General features: G+C 72.7%; 12 protein-coding genes. 3 read left to right on the top strand and 9 right to left on the bottom strand.

From position 1 onward, the window contains the following. Positions 1-75: 75 nt before the first annotated feature. Complete coding sequence (locus tag C6361_RS02535; protein ID WP_107266628.1) at positions 76-1,029, bottom strand: PrsW family intramembrane metalloprotease; 954 nt, start codon at positions 1,027-1,029, stop codon at positions 76-78. Between the two features lie 207 nt (positions 1,030-1,236). Here C6361_RS02535 and C6361_RS02530 point away from each other — a divergent pair, with 207 nt between their 5' ends. Continuing rightward, on the top strand, positions 1,237-1,728 hold the full coding sequence (locus C6361_RS02530; RefSeq protein ID WP_107266627.1) for a hypothetical protein: 492 nt from the start codon (positions 1,237-1,239) through the stop codon (positions 1,726-1,728). Beyond that, positions 1,725-2,111: a transcriptional regulator gene (locus C6361_RS02525; protein WP_107266626.1), complete on the top strand. Its 387-nt coding sequence runs from the start codon at positions 1,725-1,727 to the stop codon at positions 2,109-2,111. The genes C6361_RS02530 and C6361_RS02525 overlap by 4 nt, the downstream gene beginning before the upstream one ends. Here C6361_RS02525 and C6361_RS02520 read toward each other — a convergent pair. The 7 genes from C6361_RS02520 to C6361_RS37485 form a co-directional block, all read right to left on the bottom strand. Further along, positions 2,101-3,273: a zinc-dependent alcohol dehydrogenase gene (locus C6361_RS02520; RefSeq protein WP_107266625.1), complete on the bottom strand. Its 1,173-nt coding sequence runs from the start codon at positions 3,271-3,273 to the stop codon at positions 2,101-2,103. The two genes, C6361_RS02525 and C6361_RS02520, sit on opposite strands and share 11 nt — an antisense overlap. Before the next feature lie 27 nt (positions 3,274-3,300). Beyond that, positions 3,301-4,263 (bottom strand): SRPBCC family protein, encoded by a 963-nt coding sequence (locus C6361_RS02515; protein ID WP_234359283.1) that lies wholly within the window; start codon positions 4,261-4,263, stop codon positions 3,301-3,303. A 240-nt stretch (positions 4,264-4,503) separates the two neighbouring features. After that, a complete protein-coding gene (locus C6361_RS02510) occupies positions 4,504-5,253 on the bottom strand; it encodes an acetate uptake transporter family protein (RefSeq protein WP_107259254.1) in 750 nt (249 codons plus the stop codon). Between the two features lie 197 nt (positions 5,254-5,450). Continuing rightward, positions 5,451-6,734 carry a citrate synthase gene (locus tag C6361_RS02505; RefSeq protein WP_107266623.1) on the bottom strand — a complete coding sequence of 428 codons (1,284 nt, stop codon included), beginning with the start codon at positions 6,732-6,734 and terminating at the stop codon, positions 5,451-5,453. Positions 6,735-6,972: 238 nt separating this feature from the next. After that, positions 6,973-9,081 carry a sulfatase-like hydrolase/transferase gene (locus tag C6361_RS02500; protein WP_107266622.1) on the bottom strand — a complete coding sequence of 703 codons (2,109 nt, stop codon included), beginning with the start codon at positions 9,079-9,081 and terminating at the stop codon, positions 6,973-6,975. Continuing rightward, entirely contained in the window at positions 9,074-10,543 is a 1,470-nt protein-coding gene (locus C6361_RS02495) for a class I SAM-dependent methyltransferase (protein WP_107266621.1), read from the bottom strand. Before C6361_RS02495 ends, C6361_RS02500 begins: the two co-directional genes overlap by 8 nt. 16 nt (positions 10,544-10,559) lie before the next feature. Next, entirely contained in the window at positions 10,560-10,727 is a 168-nt protein-coding gene (locus tag C6361_RS37485; protein ID WP_199853212.1) for a hypothetical protein, read from the bottom strand. Between the two features lie 267 nt (positions 10,728-10,994). Between C6361_RS37485 and C6361_RS02490 the strand changes: the two genes are divergently transcribed. Next, entirely contained in the window at positions 10,995-11,396 is a 402-nt protein-coding gene (locus C6361_RS02490) for a VOC family protein (protein ID WP_107266620.1), read from the top strand. Here C6361_RS02490 and C6361_RS02485 read toward each other — a convergent pair. Continuing rightward, complete coding sequence (locus C6361_RS02485) at positions 11,393-12,085, bottom strand: helix-turn-helix domain-containing protein (protein ID WP_107266619.1); 693 nt, start codon at positions 12,083-12,085, stop codon at positions 11,393-11,395. The genes C6361_RS02490 and C6361_RS02485 overlap by 4 nt on opposite strands. Positions 12,086-12,110: the final 25 nt, after the last annotated feature.

Below are 12,110 nucleotides of genomic sequence, written 5' to 3'. Positions count from 1 at the left end.
TGCGACTCGCCGCGGCGGACCAGCCCACGCCGGGGCGGCGCCGGTCGCGGCCCGGGCGTCGCGGTCCGGCCCGGCTCAGGGGCGCGGTGCCGCTGCCCTGCCCGAACCGGTCGGCACCCGCCAGCCGCTCGCCGGTCGCCCCGGTCCGTTCCGGGCGGACCGCCACAGCACCACCAGCCAGACGACCCCGATCACGGCGACGAGCGTCAGCCCAAGCCCTTCCAGCGCCGGCATCAACACCGCCTGGACCGGGGTCAGCCGGCCCAGGGAACCGTCCAGGGTGAGCTGGTCGCGCGCGCCGGTGAAGAGCAGGGTCAGGTAGAACGCGATCACGTGCATCGCGTCCCAGAGCGCGTGCAGGATCGCCACCCCCAGATAGGCGTAGAGCAGCCGCAGCCCGACCACGAAGTGCTCCCGCCCGCTCGGCGCGAAGAGGACACCGCCGAGGATGGCGGTCCAGAGCCCGTGCCCGACCGGCGCCACCAGGCCGCGCAGGATCTCCGTCTGCACCACCTGCACCACCGAGAGGCCCTGCACGGTGAAGAGCGCGATGAAGGCGTACCCGGCGGATTCCAGTGCGGAGAAGCCGAAGCCGACTGCGGCGCCGAGGATCATCCCGTCCCGGACGGTCTTGGCCACGAGATGCCGGGTCAGCAGCGCCAGCGCGGCCAGCTTGGCGGCCTCCTCGATCAGGCCGACCCCGAGGAAGAGCAGCACCGAGGGGCGCAGCAGGTACGACTCCAGCACGGCCGAGGCGAGGATCCCGAGTACGCCCCCGGCGAGGAAGGTGCCGAAGACCGCGCTCACGGTGACCTCGCCGGTGTCCCGGCGCTGGAAGGCCCAGGCGACGAAGGTCACCGGCACCAGGAAGCTGCCGAGCAGCACCAGGGTGGGCAGCAGGGTCGGGTTGCCGGTGAGGAAGATGACCGCCACCGTGGCGAGCCAGAGCGCCAGGCCGACCAGGAAGATCCGCAGCCACTGACGGCGCGGCGTGATCGGCACCGTCCACTGCCTGCCGACGCCGTCCATCGCGCCTCCGCACGGTCCGTCGCGCCCTGGTGGCCGATCCGGGGCTGGGTTCGGGGCGTACCCGCTGCGGGTGGGGTCGAACGTGTCGGCGAATCCGGCCGGCGCACCTGCCCAACGGACTTTCCACAACGGAAAGTTGGTGCTACTTTCTTACTTGGAAAGTAGGTGTCCGGCTCCGGGCACCGCCCCCGGCACCGAGGAGGATCGATGGAGGCCGAACAGGCCCGTGTCGCGCTCGACCAGGTCCGCGACCGCGACCGGCAGGTCCGGGCCGAACTGGCCCGGCAGCGCCCCGGCCGGCGGTACACCCTGCTGACGGTCGGCGGCTACTACCTGGCGATGGCCGGGCTGGACTTCCCGTTCCCGGTGCCGCTGCTCACCCTGGCCGTCGGCGCCTCGCTGCTGCTCGCCGGGCACGTCGCGCAGTCGCGACGCTCGGCCGGCGACACCGTGCGGTACCGCCGGAACGCGTGGCGCCCCGGCAACCTGCTGGTCACCGCCGGCTGGCTGGTCGGGCTCGCCGGCACGTACGCGCTGACCCGGCTGCTGCTCCAGCCGCTCGTGCCGGAGGGGCCGACCTCGGTCCTCGCCGCGATCCCGTCCGCCCTGCTGATGGCGGCCATGGCCCACTGGCTCTACCGCGTCACCTACGGGCCGGCCCCCGACCCGGGGGCCCCGGCACGGACCGGAACCCGGTGACCCGGCCCCGGTTCGACGAGCTGATCCACGCACCGGCCCGGCTCTCGCTCGTCGCCCTGCTCGCCCCGGCCGACGCGGTGGAGTTCAGCTATCTGCGCGAGCAGTTGGGGCTCAGCGACTCGGCGCTCTCCAAGCACGTCAGCGCGCTCGGCGCGGCGGGCTACGTCACCGTGCACAAGGAGAACCGGGGACGGGGCATCCGGCGTACCTGGGTGACCCTCACCGACGCCGGGCTGACCGCCTTCGACGGGCACGTCGCCGCGCTGGACGAGATCGTCGCCCGGGCCCGGCCGAGCGGCGGTCGCCCGGCCGGCACCCCGGGTACCGAGGACGAGCGGGACACCGTCCCGGGACGGTCCGGCGCCGGCCCGGTCAGGTCTTGAGCACGACCTTGACGCAGTCGTCCGCCTTCTGCCGGAACATCTCGTAGCCGATCGGCGCGTCGTCGAGCCGCAGCCGGTGCGTGATGACGAAGCTCGGATCCGCCTCGCCGCGACGGATCCGGTCCAGCAGCAGCCGGGTGTAGCGCTGCACGTGGCACTGCCCGCTGCGCAGCGTCAGCGACCGGTTCATCAGCGAGCCGATCGGGAACTTGTCGATGAAACCGGCGTACGCGCCGATCACCGAGACCGTACCCCCGTTGCGGCAACTCATGATCGCCTCGCGCAGCGCGTGCGGCCGGTCGGTCTCCAGCCGGACCGACTGCTTGGCCCGGTCGTAGCCGGCGAGCACCGCCGAGGAGTGGTGCCCCTCCATGCCGACCGCGTCGATGCAGGCGTCCGGGCCCCGCCCGCCGGTCATCTCGCGCAGCGCCTCGACCACGTCGACCTCTTCGTAGTTCAACGGCTCCGCACCGGCCCGCTCCTGCGCCATCCGCAACCGGTACGGGTAGCGGTCGATCGCGATCACCCGCTCGGCGCCGAGCAGGTACGCGCTGCACATCGCCAGCAGCCCCACCGCGCCGGCACCCCAGACCGCGACGATCTCACCACCGTTCAGCCCGCACATCTCGGCACCCATGTAGCCGGTCGGGAAGATGTCGGAGAGCAGCAGCACCTTCTCGTCGGGGAGGTCGTCGGGGACCTTGATCGGTCCGATGTCGGCGAAGGGCACCCGGGCGTACTCGGCCTGGCCGCCGGCGTACCCGCCGAGCATGTGCGAATAGCCGAAGAGCCCGCCCGGCGAGTGCCCGAGCAGCTTCTCGGCGAGCCCGGCGTTCGGGTTGGAGTTCTCGCAGAGCGAGTAGAGCCCGGCCTGGCAGGCCAGGCAGTTGCCGCAGGCGATCGGGAACGGCACCACCACCCGGTCACCGATCCGCAGGTTCCCGACCTCCGGCCCGACCTCGACCACCTCGCCCATGAACTCGTGGCCGAGGATGTCGCCGTGCTTGGTCGTCGGGATGTACCCGTGGTAGAGGTGCAGGTCGGAACCGCAGATCGCGGTACTGGTGACCCGTACGACGGCGTCCCGGGAGTTCATGATCCGTGGATCGGGCACGTCCTCCACCCGGACGGTCTCCCGGCCCTGCCAGCAGTTCGCCTTCATGGACTACCTCCGGTGTCGGGCGTCGGGTCAGCGGGACGGGCGTCCGGCCCGTGGACGCGCCGGCTTCTGCCGTAGCTGCTGCGGGGTGGCCAGCCCGGCCGGGCTCCCCTCCGACAGCACCACCTCACCGGTCTCGATGACCTGCTTGAACCGGCGCAGGTCGTCCCGGATCTGCTGCCCCGGCTCCTCGCCGAAGAGCTTCGCGACGGCCCGGCCGACCGCACCACCCGGCGGCGCGTACGCCAGGTCGACCCGGACCTCGGTGCCCCGGCCACCGGCCGCGCGGGCGAACCGGACCCGGCCCGCGTTCGGCACCCGGGCGCCGCGCACCGAACGCCAGCTGATCAGCTCGCTGAGGCTGTCCTCGACCAGCTCGGCGTCCCAGGCGACCCGGCGTCCGCCCGGGGCCCGGACCGTCCAGTGCGACCGCCCGTCCCCGTCGGTCCGGACCGACTCCAGGTGGTACATGAACCGGGGCAGGTTCTCGAAGTCCCGCCAGAACCGGTAGACCTCGTCGGCCGGCCGGTTGATGGTGACGGTGGCGCTGGCCCGTAGGGCCCGGCGCGGCGCACCGGAGGAGCGCCAGCTGCGTACGGCGGCCAGCACGTCGACGGCGGTGATCCCGGCGACGACGCCGAGGGTGGCGGCGACCCGCTGGCGGCGTTCCCCGCGCCGCTGCGGCAGCGTCCGGGCGAGCAGCACCAGGTCCAGCACGTCTCCGGCGACCCGGGTCCAGGCCCAGCCGGCCGGTCGGCGGGCGAGGAGCAGCCCGGGGACCGGTACCAGTTCCCGGGCACCGATCGCGCGCAGCACGGCGGGTCCGGCCGGCACGTCGTCGAGCCCGATCAGCCTGCCGACCTGGGCGGGCGCCGCGAGCGCCGCGGCGCCGAGGCCGAGGCTCAGCAGGCCGAGCGCGCGCGGCAGGAGGTGGCCGTCGCCGTCGGGCATGTCCAGCGTCTCCTCGGGCATGTCCAGCGGTGCTCCGCGCATCGTTTCCCCGTTCGCCGTGGCTGGTCGTCGGATGCCGTGCACCACCACGCTATCGGGATGAACCCGAAGAACCGTCGTAAAGTGCCAAACCGGCCGGGCCGGACCACGAGGAGGCCGGGCCGGACCACGAGGACCGGCGCGGGCGCGGACGCGGGCGGGCTCCGGCCTCTGCGCCGGAACCCGCCCGCGTCGGGCGTCGGGGCCGGCTCGCCGCCGGCCGGTCGGTGGCCGACCCTGTCGCTACTGGCCGACCTTGATGCCGGGTTCGCCCGCCATGAACTGGATGACCTGGCGCGGCTCCCGGCCGGGGACGTTCGGGCCGCGCAGCTTGCCGATCGGCAGGATGACCCGGCGGAACGTGCCCTCCAGCATCATCGCCGTGGCGGTGTACCAGGCGACCACCGCGGAGGCGATCAGGATGTAGGCACCGGCGGTACGCCAGGGCGAGATGTCGGCGATCTGGCCCACCGCCAGGCAACTGGCCCCGGCGGCCAGGGTTCCCAGCACGAGGGTCAGGCCGATGTTCTCGGCCAGCGCGGCGAAGGCACCGGACCAGGTGATCGCGGCGAGCGCGGCGAACCAGAAGCCGAGCGCCACGAACGGGGTCGGCTGGACCAGTACGCCGATCGCGATCAGCAGGTAGAGGATGCCGTAGGAGAGCCAGAAGGCGCCCCAGATCCCGTGCATGGCGGTGGCCAGCCCGTCGCGTGCCCGGTACGCCCACATGCCGGCGAGGAACTGTGCCAGCCCGCCCAGCATCGCGGCGAACGGGAAGAGGAACGTCTGGGTGTTGGCGTTGCCGTACCAGCCGGCGAGGTTCGTGGCGACGACGAAGGTGGCCGCCGCGTAACCGAAGAGTCCCAGGATCGACGGCGCCGCCACCGGCTGGAGCGAGATGTGCGCGTGGTTCCGCCAGAATTCGAACTCGCCGTCGTGGCCGTCATGGCCACCACCACGGCCGGGTTGGGCCGAACGTGACATATGTGTCATCACAGGCTCCTTCTACGCAGCGGTTCGCACCGCCTTGTCGCGGTCGGGCACGTAGCCACCGCCGACTACCCAGCGTGAGCCCTGTTACACGGAGGTGGGGTTCGTCCGGCGCCGGACCGCCCACGACAAACCGGCCGCCGACGCGTGGTACGCGTCGACGGCCGGTGAACGACCGGGCCCGGCGGGCCTGGGCTGGATCAGCGCTTCTCGACCGGTACGTAGTCCCGCTCGGCGGCGCCGGTGTAGAGCTGCCGGGGGCGACCGATCTTGGTCTCCGGATCCGAGATCATCTCCCGCCACTGCGCTATCCAGCCGGGCAGCCGGCCGAGCGCGAAGAGCACGGTGAACATCTTGGTCGGGAAACCCATCGCCTTGTAGATCAGGCCGGTGTAGAAGTCGACGTTCGGGTAGAGCCGGCGCGACACGAAGTAGTCGTCGGCGAGGGCGATCTCCTCCAACTGCATCGCGAGGTCCAGCAGCGGGTCCGGCTTGTTCATCCGGGCCAGCACGTCCTGGGCGGCCTGCTTCACGATGGCGGCCCGGGGGTCGTAGTTCTTGTAGACCCGGTGCCCGAAGCCCATCAGCTTGACGCCCGGCTCCTTGTCCTTCACCCGCCGCACGAAGCCCGGCACGTCGCTGCCGCTGGCCCGGATGTCGTCGAGCATCTCCAGCACCGCCTGGTTGGCGCCGCCGTGCAGCGGGCCGAAGAGCGCGTTCACCCCGGCCGAGACCGAGGCGAAGAGGTTCGCCTGGCTCGAACCGACCAGCCGGACCGTGGAGGTGGAGCAGTTCTGCTCGTGGTCGGCGTGCAGCACCAGCAGCATGTCCAGCACCCGGGCCACGACCGGGTCGACCTCGTACGGCTCCGCCGGCACCCCGAAGGTCATCCGGAGGAAGTTCTCGACGTACCCGAGCGAGTTGTCCGGGTAGAGCATCGCCTGCCCGATCGACTTCTTGTAGGCGTACGACGCGATGGTCGGCACCTTCGCCATCAGCCGCACCGTGGAGATCTCCACGTGTTCCCGGTCGAACGGGTCGAGGCTGTCCTGGTAGAAGGTGGAGATGGCGCTCACCGCGGAGGAGAGCACGGCCATCGGGTGCGCGTCCCGGGGGAAACCGTCGAAGAAGCGCCGCATCTCCTCGTGCAGCAGCGAGTGCCGCCGGATCCACTCGTCGAACTCGGCGAGCTGCTGTGTGGTGGGCAGCTCGCCGTAGATCAGCAGGTACGACACCTCCAGGAAGGAGGACTTCTCGGCCAACTGCTCGATCGGGTAGCCCCGGTAACGCAGGATGCCCGCGTCACCGTCGATGTAGGTGATCCCCGAGGAGCAGGCCGCGGTGTTGACGAATCCGGGGTCGTAGGTGACGTACCCCGTCTCCTTCAACAGGTTGCCCGTGGCGATGCCGGCTGGGCCGTCGACCGCGGGCTTGACCGGTATCGACAGCTGGCCGCCCGGGTGGTCGAGTTTGACATCCGTCATGTGATCCTCGCTTCGCCGGCAGAATCTACGTTGAATTGCCTTCACTTTTTACGGTAAACGTGCAGGGTAGCCGAGAACCTTGCGTGGTCTGCCGGTGAGTGATGGATCACGCTGGTCACACGTTCTCCGCCGGGCCGAAACCTGCTAGCCGTTGTGGCAGCGGCGAATCCCCGCCGGTCCACCCGGAGGGGTCTACCCCGGCAGGGGCGGTCGGCACCCGCGATCCGGCGGGGTCCGGTCAGCCGTGCAGCGGGCGCAGGGTGCCGGTCTCGGTGACCTGGAACACGTCCACGGTGTTGCGGCCCGGCAGAAAGAGCGACTCGTCCGACACCAGGGCGCCGAACCGCTGCCCGCCCGGGTCCGGCGCCACGACCGGGGCCACCGCGCCGATCCGGCCGTTCACCGCCACCGCCAGCAGGGTCCCGTTCGGCACCGAGTCGGGCACGGTGCCGTAGACCAGCGCCGGAAGCCGGCCACCCGCCTGGTCGATCTGATCGAAATCGGATCGGTTCCGCACCGTCACCGCGCCGGCCGCCGGACCGAGTGGAAGCTCGGCGACCGAGCGACCGATCAGTTCCGGTCGGGGCTGCGCCGGAAGCTTCGGGTTCGCCCGCCCGGCGACCACGTCGGCGAAGACGCCGGCCGGCACCGTACGCGGCTGTCCCGGCTGGTCGTAGTAGTGCTTGTCCCCCGGCGCCCGGGTGGTGGAGAGCGCCGACGCGCCGTCGGTCCGCCACGGCACCTCGACGCCGGCCAGGTCGGCGACGGTCGGCAACAGGTCGACGTGCTCCCAGTTCCGGTCGTCGACCTCACCGGCCCGCTGCCCCGGCCGTTTCACGAAGAGCGGCACCCAGAGCACCTCGCCCGGCGCCCGCTCCACCGCGCCGAGCCCGCGCCCCTGCACCCCCGGGGTGAAACTGACCCCGTGGTCCGCGGTGAGCAGCACCAGCGCGTCGTCGTAGAGGCCGGTCTCGTCCATCCGGCGCAGCGTCTCGCCGAGCAGCCGGTCGGTGTACTCCAGTTGCAGCAGGTGCCGGCGGTGCGCCAGCTCGACCCAGCCGTCCCCGTCGTTCGGCATCCCGTCCGGTGACTCGTAGCGGACCCCGGAGGGCAGGTAGTTCCACGGCGAGTGCGGCAGCAGCAGGTGCAGGAAGTGCAGGGTCGGCCGGACCGTCGGCCGGAGGGTGGCGAGGAAGTCGGCGAACCGGGCCGGCTGGTTCTCGTCCAGCGCCCCCCAGCGGAACTGCGGATCGGTCGGCGGCGCCGGCCCGTCCGCCTTCCCCGCCTCACGCCGGGTGATCTCCCGGTACGAGTCCTCGGGGTCCCGCTGCCCCGTCTCCGACGGCGAGACGATCTGTTCCAGCAGGGTCGCGCTCTCCCGCAGCAGGGTCGGCAGGCCACCCCGGGCGGAACCGGCGGCCCGGTCCGGGCAGAGTCGCGGCGGGCAGAGCTGGGTGATGCTCTCCTGCGCCCGGATCTGGTACGGGCCGGCGAAGGCCGTGAAGAGGTTGTCCGGATAGCGCGAGTGGTGCGGCGCCTGCTGCTCGCTCGGATACCGGCCGGTCAGCATCGCCGGCAGCGCGTACGGGGTGTAGCCGGCCACCCCGGTCGCGTTGCGGTACCAGGTCGACTCCCCGGCCAGCCGGGCGAAGTTCGGATAGCGGCGGGCGTCGATCGCACCGGTGCCGTCCAGCAGGGAGGTCAGCGGGAACTCGTCCAGGATCAGCATCACCACCGGCGGATGGGTGGTGCCGCCCCGGCTGGTCCCCGCACCGGCCCCGGACCGCTCCCCCGGCAGCACCACGGCCGAGGCGGGCGAGGCGAAGACGAAGAGCAGCACGAAGACGAGTGGACCGACCGCGGCGACCCGGAGCACCTGGCCGGTGACCTGCCAGCGCCGGTACGCGTACGCCCCGGCGGCGCCGACCAGCACCGCGAGCCCGACCAGCGGCACACCGCGTACCGGGGTGAGGTGCTTGCCGACCTGGATCGCCAGCGCGGCGAGCAGCAGGCCGAGGGTCACCGTGTGCAGTACCGCCCGGACCAGCCGGCCCCGGTCCGGCCCCACGACCCGGCGGGCCAGCAGCCCGAGCAGCGCACCGGTCCCCCAGAGCACCAGCGGCGGCAGCACCGTGTACGCCGCCACCAGCAGCAGGATGTCCCGCCGGTCGGCGCCGTGGAAGAGGAAGAAGTCCGGGCTCTTGCCGGTCACGTCCAGCAGCGGCTGCGTGATCACCAGGCCGCAGAGCGCCAGGATCTCCACCAGGGCCCGCACCTCGACCCGGCGCCCCGACCCGGCCGCCGGTCCCGGCCGCTGCGCCGGGCCGGCGGCGCCGGGCTCAGCCACGCGGTGTCCCGAGATAGAGGGTGCGGGTGCCGGACGGGAGTTCCAGCCGGCGGACGATGTCGCACCGCTGCCCGAGCAGCCGCTCGAACTCCTCCCGGTGGTAGTCCGGGAAGAGCCCGGCCGGCTTGTTGGCCAGCAGCCGGGCCGCCATCGGGTCGTCGGGGTGCACGAACTCGACCACCAGCCGGCCGCCGCCGGCCGTCGGAAGCAGTCCGACCAGCCAGTCGACGATCTCCGGCAGCGGGACGTTGCGGCCGATGGCGAGGTGGTGCACCACGGCCAGCGCGAGCACCGCGTCCGCGTCGGCCCGCTCGGCGAACGAGCCGCGCTCCACGCCGCGCCAGCCGCCGCCCGGGGAGGGGTCGGCCAGATCCATCACCAGCGGCAGCACCCGACGCTCGCCGTCGGCCCGCAGCCGGCGGTAGAGCTGGTCGACCACGGCCGGGTCGCTCTCCACCGCGACCACGTAGTCGGCGTACCCGGCGGCCAGCCGCGAGTACCTGCCGTCGTTGGCGCCGAGGTCGAGCACCAGCCGGGACCGGTTCGACTCGGCCAGGGCCTCGGTGACGAACCGCTCCTTGGCCTCCCGGTCCGCGTCGGAGTAGGTGCAGGTCTCCCGGTAGCCGGACCAGTGGCTGGCCGGAGGCTGCCAGTCGAGCCGGCCGACCAGCTTCTCCAGCGCGCGCAGGGTGGCCAGGACCAGCTCCCGGGAGAAGCCGGCGTCCTTCAACTCGGCCCGGACCGTCCCGGTGCTGGCGGCGGCGTACCGGGACTGGATGGCGTCGTGCAGGTGGACGTGCTTGAGCACGCCGGCCCGGAACCGTCGGGTGCCGCCGAAGAGCTTGCGCAGCTCCCCCGCCTCGATCCCGTCGATCCGGGACCGCAGCCACGGCTGGAAGTCCAGCCCCAGGTGCGCCTGGAGCAGCAGCGGATAGAGCAGGGTCTGACAGAACTGCCGGTAGCCGGCCCACGGCTCGCCGTCGCGGGCCGGCTCGAACGAGCCGACGTCGATGAAGACCGGCTCGGCGCCCCGCCACTGGAGGTTGTACGCCGAACCGTCCTTCGTGGTGAAGCCGGCCGGTACGGCGGTCCGGAGGATCTCCAGGTGCAGCAGCGCGGCGTCGCGCAGCATGGCGAAGGACCACTCGTACGGGTACGACACGAACGGGATGCGCTCGTGCCGGAGCACGGTCGCCCACTGCCCGGTCAGGCTCGCCGGCAGCGTCGCCGGGTCGGCGGTCTCGGTGCCGCAGACCTTGCCGTCGGCGAGCAGCCGGCCGAAGAACTCCGCCCCGGCCAGTGCCCGCCAGTCCTCGGCGCCCTGCGGGCCGAGTCCCCGGAAGACCTGGCCGTCGGCGTGCAGGACCCGGTTCGCCGGGTCGCGGAAGGAGCCGGGATCGGCTCGGGGAACGGAGTCGGAGGTGGTGGTGGACGTTGCCGGGACGGGAGGTGGTACGACCATCGGGTGTGGACCGCCCTCAGTCCTGCTTCGAGGTCTGCGAGGGTTGCGCGGGCTGCTTGCGGAACCGGCTGGTCAGCCTGCGCCAGTAGAGCTTGCCCGCCACCGCGACCCCGGCGACGCCGCCGACCACGGCCTGCACGATGAGGCTGCCCGATCCCGCATCCAGGTAGGCCAGAGGGTCCATCGCCCGGCCACCTCCCTTTCTGTCTACCCCCGTACCCGAAAAAAGAGCGCCGTGTCCGGTCGCCTGTCGCCGACGACCTGACCCGCGCGCACGACAACGCGGCCGACCATCCGCAACCCACCGGTCAGGTGGCGGAAAGCAGGACGTCGGATGCCGTTAAACACACCGTACGCCGATGATCCCTCGACCGCATCGGCACCCGGAACGCCGGTCCGGCAGGTCCGATTCGTTCAAGACGCGGACGTGACCGGTTCCTACGCTGGCCGAATGACACCGAGACTAGACGCATTCGGCCTGGTCGTGGCCGACATGGCCCGATCTCTCACCTTCTACCGGAAGCTGGGACTGGACGTCCCGGCCAGCGCCGACACGCAGCCGCACGCGGAGTACGCCCTGCCTGGCGGGGTGCGCCTGATGTGGGACACCGTCGAGATGGTCCGCTCGCTGGAGCCGGACTGGTCCCCGCCGGGCGGGTCGCAGATCAGCCTCGCCTTCCGGTGCGCCGACCCGGCCGAGGTGGACAGCGTCTACGCCGAGATGACCGCCGCCGGCCACGAGGGCCATCTCAAGCCGTGGGACGCGCCGTGGGGACAGCGGTACGCGGTGCTGCGCGACCCGGACGGCAACGGCGTCGACCTGTACGCCCCGCTCGCCCCGGCGGCCGGCTAGGCACCGACGAGCTGCCGCAGCGGTACGCCGGCCAGGCTCCTCACCTCGCGGGACAGGTGCGCCTGGTCGGCGTACCCGGTCCGGGCGGCGACCTCGGCGGCCGGCGTACCGGCCCGGGCCAGGGCCAGCGCGCGGCGCAGCCGCAGGATCCGGGCCAGCGTCTTGGGGCCGTACCCGAAGAGCGCCAGGCTGCGCCGGTGCAGTTGCCGGGTCCCGAGCCCGAGCGCGTCCGCCGCGTCGGCGACCTCGCGGCCGGCGGCGAGCCCGGCGGCCAGCGGCGCGGCGAGCGGATCCGGGCCGCCGTCGGCGGCGAGCCGGGCTGCGGCGATCGACTCCAGCACCCGGCCGGGCCGGTCGTGCGAGGCCACCCGCTCGGTCAACTCGGCCACCTCCGGCCCCGGCCAGAGCGCGCCGAGCGGGACCCGCTGGTCGCGCAGCGCGTGTGCCGGCAGCCCGAAGACCGCCGGGCCGGTGCCGGGCGGGAAGCGCAGGCCCACGTACCGGTCACCGGCCGACCTGGCGACGACCTGGGCGACCGTGTCCGGGCCGGCCACCAGCAGACCGCTCCGGCTCGACCAGATCAGGTCCATGCAGCCGTCCGGCAGCACCCGCCCCGGGCCGGCGTCGGCGGTCCGGGTGACCGTCCAGACGACGGCACCGGCCAGCCCGGACGTCCGCTCCCGATACACGGCCCTCAGCCTGCCACCCGAACGG

It is taken from the genome of Plantactinospora sp. BC1 (genome assembly GCF_003030345.1).
Classification (GTDB): Bacteria; Actinomycetota; Actinomycetes; order Mycobacteriales; family Micromonosporaceae; genus Plantactinospora.
The sequence above is the reverse complement of the archived record's forward strand: the minus strand, read 5'-3'. Positions and strand labels throughout refer to the sequence as shown.